The 17,538-nt window shown below is 37.9% G+C and carries 18 protein-coding genes; 4 read left to right on the top strand and 14 right to left on the bottom strand.

What is annotated here, in order from left to right; all coding sequences use genetic code 11:
• Positions 1 to 5: 5 nt before the first annotated feature.
• From MW695_RS20510 to MW695_RS20475, 8 genes are all read right to left on the bottom strand, one after another.
• Positions 6 to 833 carry an ABC transporter permease gene (locus MW695_RS20510; RefSeq protein WP_247107354.1) on the bottom strand — a complete coding sequence of 276 codons (828 nt, stop codon included), beginning with the start codon at positions 831 to 833 and terminating at the stop codon, positions 6 to 8.
• Positions 826 to 1,797 (bottom strand): ABC transporter permease, encoded by a 972-nt coding sequence (locus MW695_RS20505; protein ID WP_247107353.1) that lies wholly within the window; start codon positions 1,795 to 1,797, stop codon positions 826 to 828. Before MW695_RS20505 ends, MW695_RS20510 begins: the two co-directional genes overlap by 8 nt.
• 14 nt (positions 1,798 to 1,811) lie before the next feature.
• A complete protein-coding gene (locus tag MW695_RS20500; protein ID WP_247107352.1) occupies positions 1,812 to 3,395 on the bottom strand; it encodes an ABC transporter substrate-binding protein in 1,584 nt (527 codons plus the stop codon).
• Positions 3,396 to 3,492: 97 nt separating this feature from the next.
• On the bottom strand, positions 3,493 to 4,290 hold the full coding sequence (locus tag MW695_RS20495; protein ID WP_247107351.1) for a class I SAM-dependent methyltransferase: 798 nt from the start codon (positions 4,288 to 4,290) through the stop codon (positions 3,493 to 3,495).
• Positions 4,268 to 5,128, bottom strand: a complete 861-nt coding sequence (locus MW695_RS20490; protein ID WP_247107350.1) for a Rossmann-like domain-containing protein — start codon at positions 5,126 to 5,128, stop codon at positions 4,268 to 4,270. The genes MW695_RS20495 and MW695_RS20490 overlap by 23 nt, the downstream gene beginning before the upstream one ends.
• 11 nt (positions 5,129 to 5,139) lie before the next feature.
• On the bottom strand, positions 5,140 to 6,384 hold the full coding sequence (locus MW695_RS20485) for an ATP-grasp domain-containing protein (RefSeq protein ID WP_247107349.1): 1,245 nt from the start codon (positions 6,382 to 6,384) through the stop codon (positions 5,140 to 5,142).
• Between the two features lie 266 nt (positions 6,385 to 6,650).
• Positions 6,651 to 7,166: a GNAT family N-acetyltransferase gene (locus MW695_RS20480; RefSeq protein WP_247107348.1), complete on the bottom strand. Its 516-nt coding sequence runs from the start codon at positions 7,164 to 7,166 to the stop codon at positions 6,651 to 6,653.
• A gap of 488 nt (positions 7,167 to 7,654) precedes the next feature.
• On the bottom strand, positions 7,655 to 8,257 hold the full coding sequence (locus MW695_RS20475) for a TetR/AcrR family transcriptional regulator (protein WP_247107347.1): 603 nt from the start codon (positions 8,255 to 8,257) through the stop codon (positions 7,655 to 7,657).
• Positions 8,258 to 8,501: 244 nt separating this feature from the next.
• On the opposite strand from MW695_RS20475, the gene MW695_RS20470 reads away from it, so the two are divergent.
• Entirely contained in the window at positions 8,502 to 8,942 is a 441-nt protein-coding gene (locus tag MW695_RS20470; RefSeq protein ID WP_247107346.1) for a small multi-drug export protein, read from the top strand.
• Positions 8,943 to 9,288: 346 nt separating this feature from the next.
• Here the strand turns inward: MW695_RS20470 and MW695_RS22785 are convergent, their stop codons facing one another.
• Positions 9,289 to 9,414, bottom strand: a complete 126-nt coding sequence (locus MW695_RS22785; protein ID WP_260505943.1) for a hypothetical protein — start codon at positions 9,412 to 9,414, stop codon at positions 9,289 to 9,291.
• A gap of 227 nt (positions 9,415 to 9,641) precedes the next feature.
• Between MW695_RS22785 and MW695_RS20465 the strand changes: the two genes are divergently transcribed.
• Positions 9,642 to 10,697, top strand: coding sequence for a flavin-containing monooxygenase (locus MW695_RS20465; RefSeq protein WP_247107345.1), 1,056 nt, complete (start codon positions 9,642 to 9,644; stop codon positions 10,695 to 10,697).
• 101 nt (positions 10,698 to 10,798) lie between these two features.
• Here the strand turns inward: MW695_RS20465 and lpdA are convergent, their stop codons facing one another.
• From lpdA to MW695_RS20445, 4 genes are all read right to left on the bottom strand, one after another.
• Positions 10,799 to 12,190, bottom strand: coding sequence for a dihydrolipoyl dehydrogenase (lpdA, locus tag MW695_RS20460; protein WP_247107344.1), 1,392 nt, complete (start codon positions 12,188 to 12,190; stop codon positions 10,799 to 10,801).
• Complete coding sequence (locus MW695_RS20455) at positions 12,187 to 13,050, bottom strand: alpha/beta hydrolase (protein ID WP_247107343.1); 864 nt, start codon at positions 13,048 to 13,050, stop codon at positions 12,187 to 12,189. Before MW695_RS20455 ends, lpdA begins: the two co-directional genes overlap by 4 nt.
• 68 nt (positions 13,051 to 13,118) lie before the next feature.
• Positions 13,119 to 13,712: a TetR/AcrR family transcriptional regulator gene (locus MW695_RS20450; RefSeq protein ID WP_247107342.1), complete on the bottom strand. Its 594-nt coding sequence runs from the start codon at positions 13,710 to 13,712 to the stop codon at positions 13,119 to 13,121.
• Between the two features lie 141 nt (positions 13,713 to 13,853).
• Entirely contained in the window at positions 13,854 to 15,071 is a 1,218-nt protein-coding gene (locus MW695_RS20445; protein WP_247107341.1) for an MFS transporter, read from the bottom strand.
• Between the two features lie 88 nt (positions 15,072 to 15,159).
• Between MW695_RS20445 and MW695_RS20440 the strand changes: the two genes are divergently transcribed.
• Positions 15,160 to 16,053: a LysR family transcriptional regulator gene (locus tag MW695_RS20440; protein WP_247107340.1), complete on the top strand. Its 894-nt coding sequence runs from the start codon at positions 15,160 to 15,162 to the stop codon at positions 16,051 to 16,053.
• A 139-nt stretch (positions 16,054 to 16,192) separates the two neighbouring features.
• Here MW695_RS20440 and MW695_RS20435 read toward each other — a convergent pair whose 3' ends face one another.
• Positions 16,193 to 16,675, bottom strand: a complete 483-nt coding sequence (locus MW695_RS20435) for a DinB family protein (RefSeq protein WP_247107339.1) — start codon at positions 16,673 to 16,675, stop codon at positions 16,193 to 16,195.
• A gap of 143 nt (positions 16,676 to 16,818) precedes the next feature.
• Between MW695_RS20435 and MW695_RS20430 the strand changes: the two genes are divergently transcribed.
• Positions 16,819 to 17,517 carry a CGNR zinc finger domain-containing protein gene (locus tag MW695_RS20430; RefSeq protein ID WP_247107338.1) on the top strand — a complete coding sequence of 233 codons (699 nt, stop codon included), beginning with the start codon at positions 16,819 to 16,821 and terminating at the stop codon, positions 17,515 to 17,517.
• Positions 17,518 to 17,538: the final 21 nt, after the last annotated feature.

Raw genomic sequence — 17,538 nt, 5'->3', positions numbered from 1 at the left:
CCCTCCTAAAATTTAGTTATTTCATAAGGATCAAGCCAATCTCTTAGTCCTTCACCAATTAAATTAAAAGCAAGAACAGTCAAGATAATAAAGAGAGCAGGGCCTAACAAAATATGTGGAGCTTGGAAAAAGTGATCTCGGCCATCTGCTAGCATACTCCCCCATTCAGGAGATGGTGGTTGAGAACCTAACCCTAAAAAAGAGAGGGCGGAAATGGAAAGAATCAGACTGCTGAGCTCAAAAGTGGCCAAAATAAGAACAGGGCTCAACGCCTTTGGTAGCAACTCTTGTACCATAATTACATGACTTTTTGCTCCTAGAACCGTTGCAGCAGCAAACGATGTATCACTTTTTGCTTTTAAAACGACACTTCTTGTTAAACGAGCAAAGGAAACCCACCAAACACAAACAACCGCCACAAGAAGATGAATAAAACTTGTACCAAAAAGAGCTGCAATAACAATGGCAAGCACCATGAAAGGAAAAGCTAATAGCACATCAATCACACGCATTAACAAAGTGTCGATCAGCGTACGATGAAACATTCCCGCCAACAAGCCCACAAATAGACCAATGACGACGGCGGAACCAAGAGCAAGTAGAGATAATAAAATCGTCGTTCTCCCACCATATAACGTTCTTGACAGAATGTCTCTCCCGAAGCGATCCGTCCCCAATGGATGTTCAAGGCTCGGTTTTACTAAACGTTCTAAAACTTGTTGTTCCAATGGATCATGGACAGTAAATAACGGTGCTCCTATGATCAGAAGTACGAGAATAGAGAGTAATACGATACCAAAAATTAGGCTTAACGGATATTTCATGTTACCCATTGCTGACAACCCCTGTCTCTCTACTTTTACGCATCCTTGGATCAAACAGGACATACAGCAAATCCACAAACAGATGCGTACCAATGACAATCGCAACCATGACAAAAGCATAGCCATGAATAACTGGATAGTCATGGAGCAACACACTATCTAGCGCATACTTCCCAACCCCCGGCCATGAGAATATACTTTCAATGACAACCGCGCCACTGACAAGTGTCGTAAATGACAGACCAATGATCGTTATCATTGGAAGCATCACATTCCTCATCGCATGAATGACTACTCGTCTTTTGGGCAAGCCTTTTGAAATGGCTGAAAGAATATAGATTTGCCCTAGTTCAGACAGCATATTCGCTCTCGTCACCCTAATGATTTGCGGAGCAGCAATCAGCCCCAAAATCAATGCAGGTAACCACACCCTCCTTAAGCTCGCATCACTACTTATTTCGTACACTTGTAACGTGACAGCAAATAGAAATATCAACACTAACCCTAAGACAAAAGCAGGTGTCGATGCTAAAAACACACATATAATTCGAATGATCATATCGTATGTCTTCCCAGCTTTAATAGCTGAATATGTACCGAGCAGCATCCCCAATACAAATTGAATAAACAGAGCACAGATCGATAGCAGTAACGTGGCTGGTAATCTTTCTGCTATTTCTGAGCTTACCGATCTTCCTGTATGGATGGAAGTACCTAGGTCAAAGCGGATTAAACGTTTGACCCACTCGACATATTGCACGGCAATATGTTGATCAAGTCCGAGCTGTGAACGGAGCTCATGCACTTTGTCATCATAGGCTGTTGTATCATTCATAGCCACCTCCCCTGGGTGACCCAAAAACAGTTTTACAGGGTCACCCGGTGCTAGATGGGTTAACGCAAATATAATCAATGTCGCACAAAATAAAGTAATGACTACTTGCACACATTTACGTACGATTTGCTTATACATGTAATCTCCTACTTTTATTCTCCATCTTTCAATGACAAGCCAGCATGGACAATATGTTCAAACTGCCTAAAGTGATCCTCAAACCCATGAACAGAATGATGAACAGCCGTAATTTGTGGACGTGGAAATAAGCTAATCACAGCTGCTTGTTCAGCCACTCTCTCATTTACCTTTAAAGCCAATTCATGGCTTTCTTCATCATCACTCGCTTCACTTAATTGTGTTAGTAAGTCATTCGTTTCTGGATCATCATAACCACCATAATTAGCACTTCCTTCAGGAGAAAACTGCCCTTCTAATAAGGAAAGAGGACTGCCAAACGTACTCCATGCTTCAATTGTCGCATCCCACTCACCTGATTCACGTGCCGTTTGAATTAAACTATAATCACCATGTTGCACCTCTACTTGAATCCCAACTTGCGTCCATTGATTTTGTAAGGCTTCTCCTAAGGCTTTGTCACCACCCCAAGTCCTTAAGTTTAAAGTCAAAAGCTGTTCATCCTTGTACCTCAATCCATCTGATTCTAATTCCCATCCAGCCTCATCAAGCAGTCGAGCCGCCTGATCTGCATCAAACTTGTCGTAAACAGCATTTTTTGCTTCTTCAAAGACTGGATTAGAGCCCAACCATGTTGTTACAGGTGTACTATGACCTTCTGCAGCAAGTATGACCAATTCCTCCCGATTTAAGGCCCAAGATAATGCTTGTCTTACCTTCACATCCTGTAATTGTGGTTGATCTAAGTTTAAATAAATCGTTTGAGTGTTTGCTGCCGGAGTAGCAGAAATTCCTACGTTTTCATTTTGTTCCAACTGATCGAGACTCGTCACAGGGATATTCAAACCTATATGACTAGAACCCTCTAATACAGACATTAAGCGCGTCTGCTCATCACTTATTTCTCTATGGATAACCGTCTTAATGGTTGGTTGCTCTCCCCAATAATTCTCGTTTATTTCCAAAACCATCTTTTGTTTTGGGATAAACTCGACGACTTTGTACATACCAGTTAGATCCATCGTATCAATTGAATCTTGTTCTGCTTCTACATTTTGTATAGCTGTCTGGTAATAAGATAAATTTAGCGGAACTGGCACTCGTTCTCGAAGCGTTTCTACTCGTATCGTCGTTTCATCCACTTCATGAAATGCTAGCTCTTCTAGAAATGGTAATGCCTGTAGGTCTTCTTCTTTTGAACGTTCCAAAGAAGCAATGACAGCATGAGCATCTATGACTTTACCACTCCAAAATTGGGCATCAGGTCTAAGTTCAATTTCCCAAGTTGTATCATCTATTTGTGTTATGCTTTTTGCAAGAGAAGGTTCAACCTCTCCATCGGCATTTACTTCAAATAGTGCTTCTGCTGCCCCTATACTTCTCAGATAACTTGCTGTTAACGGCTCCATTGTATTAAGGCTTACAGCAATCTCCTGACCTACAATAACAAGTTCCTCTTCTGCTTCTCCTACCTCTCCTGCTTCTTCCTCTTGTTCTTGTTCTGTGTCATTAGGCTCTACTGAAGTATCTTCATTCTGACAACCTATTAAAATTCCAAAAATACTTATTATGAACATAAATAATATCGACTTCTTCATATGTGACCCCTCAACTCTTTATTATATTTACAATTCGAAACGTACAATGGTCGTCATCGTAAAACAGATTTAAACCTTCCATCATCCGTATTTTCTGCTATATCGCTTGCGCTATAATTTGCATACGCCTTCCTTGTAAATCATCGCTAAAATCTAAAGATTTTTCTTTATCAAATTTACTAATATGTGGTTCTGGTTGATCAAACAGCTGTATAAGACGAAAACCACTAGACGTTACATAATGGACCATTTCTTGTGGGAAATACAAACGGTGCTGTAAACGCTCCACAACCGGCTCATAGCCTGGTACCGTCCAGCAATAATCACGCTCTAATAACTGACGGGCTAGGTTAATGCTAAATTTTGTCCTAAGCGTAACCACTTTGTCCTCGAAGCTAGTATGATCAACCAGCTCATCCGTTAACCAGTTCTGTCCTTCTTTCGTGAGGAAAAAGGACGCATTTCGCATGTCAAGATAGAGAATTCCTCCTTTACGCAGATGATTTCGGAAACATTTCAAGCTCGCACGTGCCTCTTCATTTGTAAGGTTATATAAAAACGTGCTCCCTACACAAACAATGGCATCAAAGGTTTGATCAAGTGAAAAGTTTGATTGCTCTCCATAAACAAAGGTCGAATCAGGATAATGCTCTGTTGCCCATGAAATCATTTCCCGCGAGTTATCTAACCCCGTTGCTTCATAACCTGCATGTTGAAGATATGCCACCTCTCGACCAAGACCAGAGCCAATATCCAATATCCGATTTCCAACCTTATACGTATCTAATAATTTATGAATGAATTGTCCCATCCGATGGTCTGAGTCTGAATGAAAGGCCATATATAAGTCAGGGTTTGTATGTAAGAAATTTTCAGTATTCACTTCGAGATGCATGTCCGTTTTCGACCTCCTTTCTAGTTGTATAGTGATACAAGCGTGATGTTAATGCGCTAAATTGGGAAAATGGAAAAGGTTCTGCTACAAGTTCAGACACACCTTCATTCATAAATTGAGCAACAACCGTACTCCCTGTTTGCGCGTAAACCGTCAACGGAATTCCTCTTTCCCTTACTCTCGTTAGCACACGGTCAAATGTTCCATTTCCTAACGTCATCGCTGTGCATATAACGCGGTCAGCGCGATCAAGTACTTTCTCCATATCTCTTTCAACCACTTGGCCCGCTTCTGTTGTTTCTAAGCTCAAGTCACAAGGTAAACAAATACCTCCGCGTTCCTTGATAGCCTCAACTAACGGGTTAACGACCCCTACGAGCGCTACCTTCTCATTAGGATGAATGTTCGTCACATCCGTTATAAACTCATCGCGCCTTTTGGCTTTTTCTAGTGGTTTCCCTTCAGGGAGATCGACGACCTTTGTACAAGATTGTTTATGAGGTTTGACTATACCGAGATAAGCATCCATTCCTGCAATTTGGACTGGTAATCTCTTATCTTGTAAAACAGTATCTAAAGAAATACCTGACAACTCAGCAGCAACACGCATATCGACCTGTTCATGTGTATGAGAGCACGCACCAAAGTAATCTTCTACTCTCAACAGTAAATAATAATTGTGATACTTGTTTTTAGATGAGGTGAATTGGGTAGTTTGGTAAATATGAGAGGCCCCCGTCACCGTTAAATCTTCTGGTTTAGGTCCTAGCTCCCCATTCAAAATCTTTTCTCTCAACTCATTAACATAACGTGATTCTGATGTTTTTGTTCGTTTCACATACACTCCCCCTACTGAGAAAAACGTAATTGAATACGGTTAAGAGCTTCCTCTGCATAGATTCTCGCCTTCAACCCTTCAGTATCTTCTGTCATAACATGACCTAAATAGCAAGCATTATCGATCGGAGCTGCAATCGTTTTTCCTAAACAGTCTTCAACCTTATATCTAACGACATGTTCGTCTGAAGCTAGCGTGTCCGTACCCTCAATCTCAGAAATGGTACCACCCTGCTGAGGAACGAGAAACATAATACCCGCACTAGTGACGCCGCTTTCCTTTCTTATTATGTTTGGCTTCAAACCTAGAGCTAGATCGACAAAGACATGAAGCAAATCAATATTTGTCACGCGTTCGATAAGTTCTACAATATAGTTTCCAGCTGTTCTTGGATTGATTTCAATGATGCGAGGGCCTTCATCTGTAATCATCACTTCTGTATGAGCAATACCATGATCAAAACCTACAGCATCCAATGCATCTTTTACAAATTGTGTCACCGTTTCCTGTAGCTCTTCACTTAGTTGAGCTGGAAACATATGACCATTTTCTATGAAATAAGGGGTTCCTGTAATTGATTTATCCGTAATCCCTAATATCGTCGTCTCACCGTTGAATGAAACGCTCTCGACACTTACCTCTGTACCATGCATATACGCTTCAAGCAAGTATGTACAATCTCTCTCCTGCTCTCTAAAATTGAGCGGAAATGATTCTAATGCATGAAAGGCATCCTGTAATGCTTGTTCGTTTTCAATTAGATTTACAAAAGCACTGGACGCAAGATCCACAGGTTTCAACACGAAAGGGTAACCAATTTCATTTGCTGCATTGACTACTTCATCCCATCGATGTGCCAACCGGTAAATCGGATTAGCTAAGTTCGCTTTATCTAAAGCCTGACGCATATGATTCTTATTCCGTACTGTTTTTACTTCCGCAGGAAACGGACAAGGAATGTTAAAGGCCTTTGCCACTTCTCTTACGGTTTCAATATAGTAATCACATACGGTAATAACGCCATCAAAACGACCAGAACGTAGTTCATGAATCAAACCAGGAATATCATTTGTTTCTGTTTTTATGACATTGTCAGCATACCGTAACACTGGATGCTTCTCCGTATTAAGTGAACTCTGATAATGTTCAGGCTTACGAGTCACAAACGTATACGTATGCCCTAAAGATTTCAATAACGGAGGAAGCAGATTCCCGCTTGCCCCTACCCAGCTTTCAATCATTAATAAATGTGCCATCATCATCCTCCATTTTCTTTGTTTCGCTATTTCACAAGGTCACTATGTCTCTTCTTTCATCTTGATTTCGATGAATCTCTCATTGTCATTTGCTTTGGTATGTTCGTTCCACTATTTCTTTCTATCTTTTGCTGTACATGATGTCGCAATTCAATCTAAGCTTCTGCTTGAATAAGCATTTTATAAATATATGATAATAGTAATCATTACGATATATAAACTATATCATTTCCTACAATGTTATACATACGACTACTATTGTATGACTATTTGAATTCATCACATTCTTCTTTTAATAGACCATAAAGGTAGACATCATGGTAAGTTCCATCTTTATACACTGATTTTCTCAAAGCACCTTCTTTTTTAAATTGATTTCTTTCAACTAGTCGAATCGATTGATCATTATAGCTTAATATTGAAACCTCTATCTTGCGTAAATTTAACTGCTGGAAACACATATTAATCATTGTTTTCAATACGTTTTGACCAATCCCGGCCCTTTGAAACCTTTCTAAAATTAATATCCCTAACACACACTTTCGATTAACTGGGCTCATTTGATATATTTGAGTTAAGCCAACTCTTTCTCCGTTGTAAACGATTTTAAAGTGTTGTTGCTGATCGTCACTGTTCCAACGTTCAATTCTAATACTAGCATACTCTAGACTATGAGGATTCCAACTCCCTAGCACTGCATTCTTAATGATATTTTCATCATTGTAAAGAGTACAAACCAAGTCTTTATCCTGACTATCTAAAGGAGCTAATTGAATATCCATGACGCCGCCTCCTCGTGAATACGATTTAAAAAACAGCCCTGACTTATAATTCTTATCTTCACATAACGATAATCGTAATCATTACTTTTACTAACATTATGCATGATCTACTTTTTTATGTAAAGATAATTTGTAATAGTATATATTTTCAGACAACAAAAAAGAGAATTCATGAGGCCACTGAAAAAGGGTAAAGCAATTTTTTAGACATCCTTGTCCATTCCCTCTATCCATTTTTTTTAATTATATTATAGACATAGCGGACCGGAGGGCCGACTCCTGCAGGAGAAAAGGGCAGGTTGAAATCCACCGGCGCAGACGGTTCGTTCAACGCCCGCCTGCGGAAAGCGTGCCCCCCATCCCGGTAGCGAGGTCGAAGAGCCGCACCCTGACTACGAATCAAAAAAACCTGTCGACTTGTCTCGCTTTTGCGAGACTTTGTCGACAGGCTGTATAATGGTTAATTAACCATTATCCCTTGTTTCCTCTCAACGTTCCTTTGGATTGTTATACATAACCGAATCAATACATGGATTGACTAAATATCTAAAATATTGCTCCATTTGGTATGGAGTATAGGACATGTTATTGTTAACCCACCACTTTAACAAGTTCATTAAGGTACTCGAAATATGGTTTGTTAAGATTTTTATAGGAACCTTAGGTTCTTCCCCTAAAGGCAGCTTCGATTGAAGGTATTCCTCTATTCCATCATTCCAGTAAGCCTCAACTTTTTCAAAAAACAAGTCAGCACCATCTGTTTTAAATAATCCTTTAATGGTCTTACTGTCTTCCTGTATATGCTCAAAAAGTTCTATGACAGATATCATTCTTGGTTTATCCCCATCCTGTTCAATATAGCTCTTTATATATTGATTAAGTATTTCGAGGAAATCCTCTACACTGCTAAACAGCAGTTCATCTTTGGTAGCGAAGTGTGAATAAAAGGTTGACCTCCCTACATTAGCCCGATCAATAATATCTTGAATCGTAATTTTACTGTATTTTTTTTCTTCCATCAGTGATATTAGAGCCTCATTGATAGCTTGACGGGTTTTCAATACCCTTCTGTCGAATTCATTATTTTTCATGCTACTCCCTCATTTCGAACAATTTCTATCGTTTGTTTCATAACGTACATTTCTTTAAGTTTGATGATTTACTCCCAAATTATAAATCATTTACAATAAAGATGAACAAAATGTTCATTTACGAACTAAGTGTACATTAATTATAAAAAGAAAGGAAGTTATGTATGTTTTCTTCACTTAAATTGTCATAACGTTAAGAAAACCATTTACTTTGAAATTTCTTTCGGAAGGGAGTTAATGCTTGATGGAGCTATTAAAATACATTAGTTTAGCAGCCACAACCTGGTTTGCGGGTTTTTTTCCACATTTTGAAATCTATCTTGCCGTTCCTCTAGGGTTATCAATAGGACTTAATTGGTTTGATGCATTTCTTTGGGCATCAATTGGAAATTGGATGGTGATCCCGTTAATTGACTTTTTTTATACTTGGTTAATGAAATTTAAGTTTATGCAGAAATTTAGTGAAAAATCTTTGAACGGAAAATGGCGAAAACGAATGGAGAAGTACGGTGTTTTCTTTATAATAATCCTTACTCCAGTAACTGGTGTTTGGGTTATAGGAATCATAGCGAAGGCTTTGAAATTTAACAGAGCACAATTATGGCTATACAGTGGCATCAGTGTAGGTGTAACTGGGTTTATTATAGCTATTTTAGCTAATATGGGGATTGAATTTTTTTCATAATTCGGATTGATATTATAAGATATTCTAAATCACATACCCATTCACTAAAATTTTCTGATTTCCTTACTTATCATTATTCGAATTGATGTTAAGGCTGTTGAAGCTCCTATGCTTCAGTTTCCTAAGCAATAATAAACGTTGCAGGAATCCTATTTTGAGGCTCCTGCTTCTTTTAAAACGATCTGTGATACACACATCATTACAAACCACTCACCGCTTAAAGGAAGGAGTCCGCTGAAAAAGGATCCTCGGAAAGAAAGCGGTCTTTTCCTTGTGCCAAGCGGAACCTCATTCCGTTAAATAGACGAATATTCTATTTTTGCATTCGAAGTGGAACGTCATTCCGTTAATATGCCAAAAGACGAGCAAAACGAAGCGCAAATGGCCAAATAGCGGAACGAGGATCCGTAATAACCGGAATAAAGTCTGTATAAAGGAAATAACGGAATGACGTTCCATCAAGTCGCAGCACAACTTAATGAAGAAGAGACGGTACCGCTATGCCATTGAAAAAGTCCGATCTTCTCAAAAAAATGTGGGAATTATAAAGCTACTGAAAAAGTATAAATCAACTTTTCAGTGGCTTCTAAAGGAAGCGGAGAGAATACTGAATTTACTTCTACTTTATCTGTTATTCATCTATACTTATATTCAAATATCCATTTGAATATAAGTAGTATTGAAGGGAGGATTTTAACGATGCTTGACTATGAAGTTGTCATTGTCGGTGGCGGGCAAGCAGGATTAGCTGTGGGCTATTATCTAAAAAAGGAAGGTATCCCCTTTGTTATCTTAGATAAAAATGACCGTGTAGGTGATTCTTGGAGAAACAGATATGATTCCCTAGTTTTATTTACACCACATACATATAGTTGTTTACCTGGATTGGAGATGGAAGGTTTATCGAAAGAATTTCCAACGAAGGATGATATTGCGAATTATTTGGATAGCTATGCAGAGCTTTTTGATCTTCCTATCATGTTTAATAGTAACGTTAGTAAATTAAATAAACAGTCCGGTGGATCATTTCTCGTAGAAACGAATCATGGGAAAATTAATGCTAAGCAAGTAGTAGTAGCAACTGGGGCATTTCAAAAACCTTTTATACCTAATGTCATTAAAAATGAGACGAGTATATTCCAACTTCACTCTTCTGAATATCATTCACCAAGTGAAGTAAAGGGCACTGATATATTAGTTATAGGTGGCGGTAATTCTGGGGCACAAATTGCTGTGGAATTAGCACAGGATCACAATGTCACAATAGCAGTTGGACACAAATTCAAATTTCTACCTTTAACCTTTCTTGGAAGAAGTATTTTTCATTGGTTGGAAATATTCGGCCTGTTGTATGCAGGCAAAGATACGCTGAAAGGGAAATGGTTCCAAAAACAGAAAGACCCCATTTTCGGAAATGAACTTAAGAATCTTATTAAACATAATAAAGTTGATGTAAAGCCTAAAGTTACCCAAGTCATTGATGATGAAGTTCAATTTAAAGATAACACTCGGAGGACATTCACTAGTATTATTTGGGCTACTGGCTTCGTTCCTTCTTACGATTGGATGACTATAGAAGGTGTTACTTCTGATGATGGAAAACCCATACACAACAGGGGTATAACGAATATTAAAGGTCTATATTTCATAGGGTTACCTTGGCAATATCAACGAGGATCCGCTTTGATATGTGGAGTGAGCTTGGATGCGAACTATCTTATCCCGATCATTATTTCAAATATCTCTAAAGCTTAATAATTTGAAACCTAGTGTATAAAAAGAAACCGTTTTGAACAAAGATTGTTTAAAACGGTTTCTTTTTATGGATATTCCTATTACTAATAAAAATAGCTTAATCACTTCACTACATGAATCGGTCTCCCTATCATGACCTCAGCAGCACCCATTGTCATTTCACCTAAAGTTGGATGAGCGTGAATGGTTAGTGCGATATCTTCTGCAGTCATCCCCGCTTCAATGGCAAGGGTCATTTCAGCGATCATATCTGATGCGCCAGCACCTACGATTTGCGCACCAATTAATCGGCCATCCTCTTTACGTGCAATAAGTTTCACAAATCCTTCTGTTGCATTTAAAGCTACTGCACGACCGTTTGCTGCGAATGGGAATTGCGTTGCTTTCACTTCGATACCTTCTGCTTTTGCTTGCTCTTCATTGTAGCCAACCGTTGCAAGCTCTGGATCTGTGAAACATACAGCTGGGATTGCTAAATAATCAACGATTGATTTTTCCCCTGCAATTGCTTCAGCAGCTACTTTACCTTCATAAGATGCTTTATGTGCAAGTTGCGGACCAGATACGATATCACCTATTGCATAAATGTTTGGTACTGACGTACGGCATTGTTTGTCTACTTTTAGTAACCCGTTCTCTTCGAATTCGATGCCTACTGCTTCAAGACCCATTTCATCTGTATTTGGACGACGACCTACCGTTACTAATACATAGTTAGCTTCAACTGTTTTTTCTTCCCCACCAGCTTCATACGATACAACTACACCTTCTTCATGTTCTTCTACTCCTTTAGCTAATGCGCCAACAACGACTTCTACGCCTTTTTTCTTTAAGCCTTTTTTCACAATATGTGTCATTTGCTCTTCGAAACCAGCTAATATGTCTTTACCACCTTCAATGATTGTTACTTGAGAACCTAAGTTAGCGTAAGCAGAACCTAGCTCCGTCCCGATGTAACCACCACCGATGACTACTAATTTTTCTGGTACTTCTGTTAAAGAAAGTGCACCATTTGAGTTAATTACGCGTTCAGTGAATGTGAATGTTGGAATTTCAACCGGACGAGAACCCGTTGCAAGGATGACATTTTTGTATGTGTAAGTTTGACTGTTAGCACCGTCAAGTACACGTACAGTGTTTGCATTTACGAAGTGTGCTTCACCGTTTACAATATCGATTTTATTGCCTATTAATAGACGTTCAACACCGTCTACTAATTTAGAAACAACGCCTTTTTTAAATTGTTGCACGTTTGTCCAGTTAAGTTGTACTTCTTGTGCAACAACACCCATATCACCTGAATGCTTTGCTTGCTCAAAGCGATGACCTACTGAAATCATCACTTTTGATGGAATACAACCGACATTTGAGCAAACTCCTCCTAAATACTCTCTCTCTACAATCGTTACGTTTTGCCCCATTTGAGTAGCGCGAATAGCCGCCACATATCCTCCCGGACCTGCACCAATCACTAGTGTATCAATATACTTCATCTACTATCTCCCCCCTCATTACTTGCTATAAAATGAAAAACATTCTCCCAAAAATATTGATCCTTCACACAATTGTGATGACCTTTTGTTTCAACTTTAATGACTTGTTTAAAGTTGCTATCATTTAATAGAACATCGACATTTGAAATCGGCACTCTTTGATCCTGAATAGAGTGTATGGCAAGAGCAGGCGACTGTTGGTTTTTCAATATTTTTTCTAGACACCATTCTCTTCTAGCTTTTAAAAAAACACCTCCTCGTAATAAAAACCAACTGATCAATAGCCAACCAAAGGGAATATAAGGTAGTGTTACTTTTCCAGCCATTGATTTGCTAATATTCTCTAATGATGTAGGCATTGAATCGGTAATGAGTGCTTGTATCCTTAAATCAGTAGCATTCACAATACTTGCAGCTACCCCACCCATTGAATGCCCTAAAACATAGATTGCATGACTATTCATATCTGACCTCTCCGACACATAGTCAATCATTGATGTGATACTTTGGACAAACGATTCAATACTCACTTGCTTTTGTAATGAATCACTTTGCCCATGACCAAGAACATCGACAATTATTACGTCATAACCGCTAGCTAATAGGGGATCGACATATCGTAACATGTCTGATTTATTAGAGCCCCATCCGTGTACAAGCAGAAAACATCCTCTTGCTCTCTCACTTTTAATAAGCCATCCTCGAATTTTCCCAATACCCCGCTCAATTTCAATGTTTTCATAAGTCGCATTCGGGTACTTTTTATCCTCTTTCTGTTTCGGTGTGAAAATATAACGAATGATATAGCTCCTCAAAAGTAAAACAACGACTACGAAAGAAATGAATAATACATATTTCATCATAACCCCTCCATAAAAGATACCAAACAGTCTCTTTTTGATTATAAAAAAGACGGCTTTAATGCCGCTCAGGTAGCAATCATTGAAATATATTGCTTCAAATTATTTATGATGATCTTCGTTATTTGCCCATCTTGCTTTAATCGGTCTAATACGAGCCCACCTTCAAGTGTTGATACAATATATATCGCAGTGTCATATGGCTGTATGGACTGCTTCAACTCTTGATGCCTAATACCCTCCTCTATGATTTTCACCAACCATGTTACCATCATATCCACTGCTTCATTAATCGATGGCAGCAACCCACTTCCTTCTAAATCATCCATTTCTATCGCTGCGTTAAAAATAGGACACCCACCTACTATCGGCTCTCCTTCACTTAATTGTAAAAAAGCCTCTACAAATGCGATTAATTTGTCCGGTGCATTGTCGTGTTGTGAAACACTCGTCATTAAATGATTTCGCATGATTTCGATAGAAAAATGAAAAGACTCAACCATTAGCTGCTCTTTATCCTTAAAATGTCGATAGATCCCCCCTTTTTGAATATTCGTTTCCTGAATAATGTCACTCATCGATGTTGTCATATAACCTTTTTGGTTAAAAACTAGAGCAGATTTCCGAATAATTTTACGCCTTGTTAATTCACCTTTTTTCATTTATACCCTCCCAAAAGATACCATTCAGTCTCTTTTAATATAAAGGAAGTCAGATACAAATTCAAGAGCTTATTGACAGAAATTAAATAAAAGGCTGTATTAGAGGATAATCAACTGGTATTAGTGATGGTTAAATTCCATTCAAATATCTTTCTTTTGACTAGTTTGTCGTCTCATTTCAATATTCCTAGAATCTGATTCATTTAGATGAAACGAGTATTTGATAAAAACGAGAGCAAGAATAACAAATAAACTACCGATCCAACTTAAATTTAAAATGTTAGTATATTGTATAATGATACCTCCTAAAGCCGAACCTAGCATCATCCCAATATTCATTAATGCTGTATTAAAACTTAGTACCGTTTCAGATGATTGTGGTTTTAGTGAAATTAAATAAAATTGCTTTGCAGGTGTTGTTGTCCAAGTCGCTGCTCCCCAAACTGCCAACGTTATAAATACACCTATTACCGAATACTGTGTAAATGTGAATACAAGTAAAGCAACTGCATGAACGAATAAACTAATGGATATCGTTCGATTTGGTCCCCACTTGTCTACAGTATATCCACCAAAACGTGAGCCAATAAAAGCAAAAGTACCTAAAACAAACAAGGCGATACTAGTCATTTCTATTGAAAAACCTGCAGAATTACTTAACAAGGGAGAAATATAAGCAAACACCATGGTGTAACCTAATATCCAGAAGATAGTAGTTGTTAATACAGTGATTACTCGTTTATCTTTGATTATTTGTATTTGTTGTTTAAATGGTACGGGATCATTTCCCTTTATTCTAGGTAATAATTTGTGAAGTAGAAGGAAAAGAATGATTGTAACGAAAGCAATGATCAGAAAAATGAAACGCCAATTCAAATGAGCAGCTAAAAATGTCCCGATAGGCACACCTAGAACTAATGAGACAGTAAAGCCAGTAATAACCGTTGCCATGGCACTACCCCGTTTTTCTGCAGTGGCAATTTGAGCAGCATAATTTGTTGCAACGACAATGTAAAGCCCACCACTCATTCCCATAATGACTCTTGACAACATAAGTAAGATGTAATTATAGCTGAAAACAGCTATGAGATTACCTAAAATAAAAGTAAAAATAGCATATAATAATACTTTTTTTCGCTCATACTTCGCTGTTAACAAAACCAGTACCAATGCCCCTATTGCATATGATAACGAATAAACGGCTACCAACTGCCCCGCTGATGAGATCGATACATTTAAATCAAAAGAAATGATTTCTAATATTCCAGAAACAACAAACTCTGCTGTCCCTGTAACAAAAGCTCCTAAAGCTAAGAGTATAATCATAAATGGATTGACCTTCTTTGCCAACTTGTACATCTCCTTTACTATTAGTTGATTTCATTTTAAACGGCGTGTTAACATAAGTAAAATTGATATTTTTAATCAAGGAGATGAGTAATCACTCATGAGTATCATTCGTTTCGAGATTTTATCTAGAGTAATAGAGTTAGGGAGTTTTACAAAAGCCGCTGAAAAATTAAGTATGACTCAATCAGCTGTTAGTCATGCTATTTCTAGTTTAGAAACAGAATGGGGAGTCCCATTATTAATTCGGGATCGTAGAAAGGGAATAACACTCACAGAAATAGGGCAAAAAACACTACCTCATATAAGAGAAGTGTTGAAAAGAATTGAAGCAATTAACCAAGAAATTGCGTTAGCGACGAACTTAGAAACAGGGATTATTCGTATTGGTACTTTTGCAAGCGCGTCTTCCTGCTTATTACCTAAATTACTTGCAAAATTTCAGAGAAAACATCCTAAAATAGAGTTTAAGTTTTATGAAGGGACATATGAGGAAATTACGGAATGGCTACAATCTGGAATTATAGACATTGGGTTTGTTGTAAAAGGCAAATCAAATCCTGGCTTTGATCTAGTACCTCTCATAAAAGACAAAATGGTTGTAGCTTTCCATCCCGAGCACAAATTTCTCCACAAAGAAACGATCGATATGCAGGATTTAGAAAAAGAGCATTTCATCATGCCAACTGGAATGTACCAATCACATGTAGAGGAGTTATTTGAAGAAGCACAAATCAAACCGACTATCCGTTTTGAAGTACACGATTGCACTACTATTGCTAACATGGTACAAGAGGGGCTTGGTGTCACCATAGGTCCAGAGTTATTTTTGAAAACACAACAAAACATCAAAATAGGAAAGCTACATTCAACAAATTATCGCGATGTTGCACTAGCTTGTTCTGCCATTTCTGAAGCATCTCCAGCTGTAAAAGAGTTTCTCATTGCTGCTAAAAATGTTTTTATTGAGTCCAATCATACTTTAGACTCTTAAGAAGTTTAGACATAAAAACATTCCATTCAGGACCTTTGTCAACAATGGAGAAAAGCTCATTTTGAAGAAAAATTGATCAAAATGAGCTTGTGTATATTCTAAAGAATTGGTTCGTTTTATAAAATCGATCGATTCCACTTTATGATTCTTTATTTTGTAATTGTTGATTGATACCTTTTATTGCACCAAAATGCATTCCTTCATGATATAGACAAAAGCTTAGACATTCAGCAACATTGCTTATTTGTAGTCCTGTAGAAGTATTATATATTTGTTTAATTGGTTCTCCTATTCTCTCTGATAATAATGATTCCACATTCACGATTTGTTCATTTAGTAAAATAATTAATTCTTCTTTCATTGGTGTGTCGATAGACGACCAATCTTTCGGAGATGTACATGGATTAAAAAGCTCGGGGAATTTATCAGGTACGGTAACTTTTTCACCTGTAAGTTGCAAAGCAAATTTTTCAGTTACCACGTATATATGACCTAAATTCCATTTGATATTATTATTCACTCCTGCAGGTACAACTTCCATTCTGCTTTCATTCACACCTTTCACGTAATCGATTGTAGCCTTACGTACAAATTTCAACTGTTGAAATAGATAATGACTCATTTTATAATTCACCCTTTCTATTTATTAACCCACCCCATAAATTAACCTCTAAAATATACTTTTAATAGTTAATAACATAGCTCATTTTCTTTAACCTGTCAAATATGTTACAAAAGGTTAATGATTAAAGGAGGGTAATTCACGTGACAAATGAAGTAACTTTCCCACTCCTATCAGGGATTATCTCAATCGATTTGATTAACACTGAAGTCGTCCGCCACGGCACTCGGCATGATTTGCTTACTCAACCAGAGCATGTTATAGCATGGTTTCATACTTTAACCAAAAAAAGCATCATCATTAATCAACAATTTAATAAGGATATCAACCATTGGGCGGAGGATGCATTACCACTTTTACGTAAAGTACGTTCACTTCTTCGTGAGAATTATGAAAAAATGGCAGACGAGAAAATCCTTTCATCTGATTGGAGCACTCATCTAGAATTATTCATTAAACAAGCCCCCTTTACTTATCAATTGCTAAACGATAAATTAATTCTTATTCCAATTGGAGAGCCCGAAAAAGCTTTAGTTTCCTTGATTGCATTAGATGCCTTAACCCTTTTTAAATCAGGTCAATTAAGCTATATACACCGCTGCGCTAATCCAGAATGTGTCTTGTTATTTATAGATACTCGTGGTAGACGAAAGTGGTGTTCAATGAAAATATGTGGAAATCGAGAAAAAGTGACTCGTTATCAACAACAAAAGAAACATACTAATCTTAGTATGTTTCAGCCTGTCGACTTTGTCGACAGGCTTTTTTGTTTAGTAGTCAGGGTTCGGCCCTCCGATCTCGCTACCGGGATGGGGGGCACGCTTTCCGCAGGCGGGCGTTGAACTAACCGGCTGCGCCGGTGG

This window comes from Halalkalibacter sp. APA_J-10(15), assembly GCF_023017105.1.
GTDB lineage: Bacteria > Bacillota > Bacilli > Bacillales > Bacillaceae_D > Halalkalibacter.
This window is presented reverse-complemented; position numbering and strand designations above follow the sequence as displayed.

Excerpts from the sequence above, each read along its gene's own strand:
- MW695_RS20510 (WP_247107354.1), bottom strand. The coding sequence starts at position 833 with ATGGGTAACATGAAATATCCGTTAAGCCTAATTTTTGGTATCGTATTA.
- MW695_RS20505 (WP_247107353.1), bottom strand. The coding sequence starts at position 1,797 with ATGTATAAGCAAATCGTACGTAAATGTGTGCAAGTAGTCATTACTTTA.
- MW695_RS20500 (WP_247107352.1), bottom strand. The coding sequence starts at position 3,395 with ATGAAGAAGTCGATATTATTTATGTTCATAATAAGTATTTTTGGAATT.
- MW695_RS20495 (WP_247107351.1), bottom strand. The coding sequence starts at position 4,290 with ATGCATCTCGAAGTGAATACTGAAAATTTCTTACATACAAACCCTGAC.
- MW695_RS20485 (WP_247107349.1), bottom strand. The coding sequence starts at position 6,384 with ATGGCACATTTATTAATGATTGAAAGCTGGGTAGGGGCAAGCGGGAAT.
- MW695_RS20480 (WP_247107348.1), bottom strand. The coding sequence starts at position 7,166 with ATGGATATTCAATTAGCTCCTTTAGATAGTCAGGATAAAGACTTGGTT.
- MW695_RS20475 (WP_247107347.1), bottom strand. The coding sequence starts at position 8,257 with ATGAAAAATAATGAATTCGACAGAAGGGTATTGAAAACCCGTCAAGCT.
- MW695_RS20470 (WP_247107346.1), top strand. The coding sequence starts at position 8,502 with ATGGAGCTATTAAAATACATTAGTTTAGCAGCCACAACCTGGTTTGCG.
- MW695_RS20465 (WP_247107345.1), top strand. The coding sequence starts at position 9,642 with ATGCTTGACTATGAAGTTGTCATTGTCGGTGGCGGGCAAGCAGGATTA.
- lpdA (WP_247107344.1), bottom strand. The coding sequence starts at position 12,190 with ATGAAGTATATTGATACACTAGTGATTGGTGCAGGTCCGGGAGGATAT.
- MW695_RS20455 (WP_247107343.1), bottom strand. The coding sequence starts at position 13,050 with ATGAAATATGTATTATTCATTTCTTTCGTAGTCGTTGTTTTACTTTTG.
- MW695_RS20450 (WP_247107342.1), bottom strand. The coding sequence starts at position 13,712 with ATGAAAAAAGGTGAATTAACAAGGCGTAAAATTATTCGGAAATCTGCT.
- MW695_RS20445 (WP_247107341.1), bottom strand. The coding sequence starts at position 15,071 with ATGTACAAGTTGGCAAAGAAGGTCAATCCATTTATGATTATACTCTTA.
- MW695_RS20440 (WP_247107340.1), top strand. The coding sequence starts at position 15,160 with ATGAGTATCATTCGTTTCGAGATTTTATCTAGAGTAATAGAGTTAGGG.
- MW695_RS20435 (WP_247107339.1), bottom strand. The coding sequence starts at position 16,675 with ATGAGTCATTATCTATTTCAACAGTTGAAATTTGTACGTAAGGCTACA.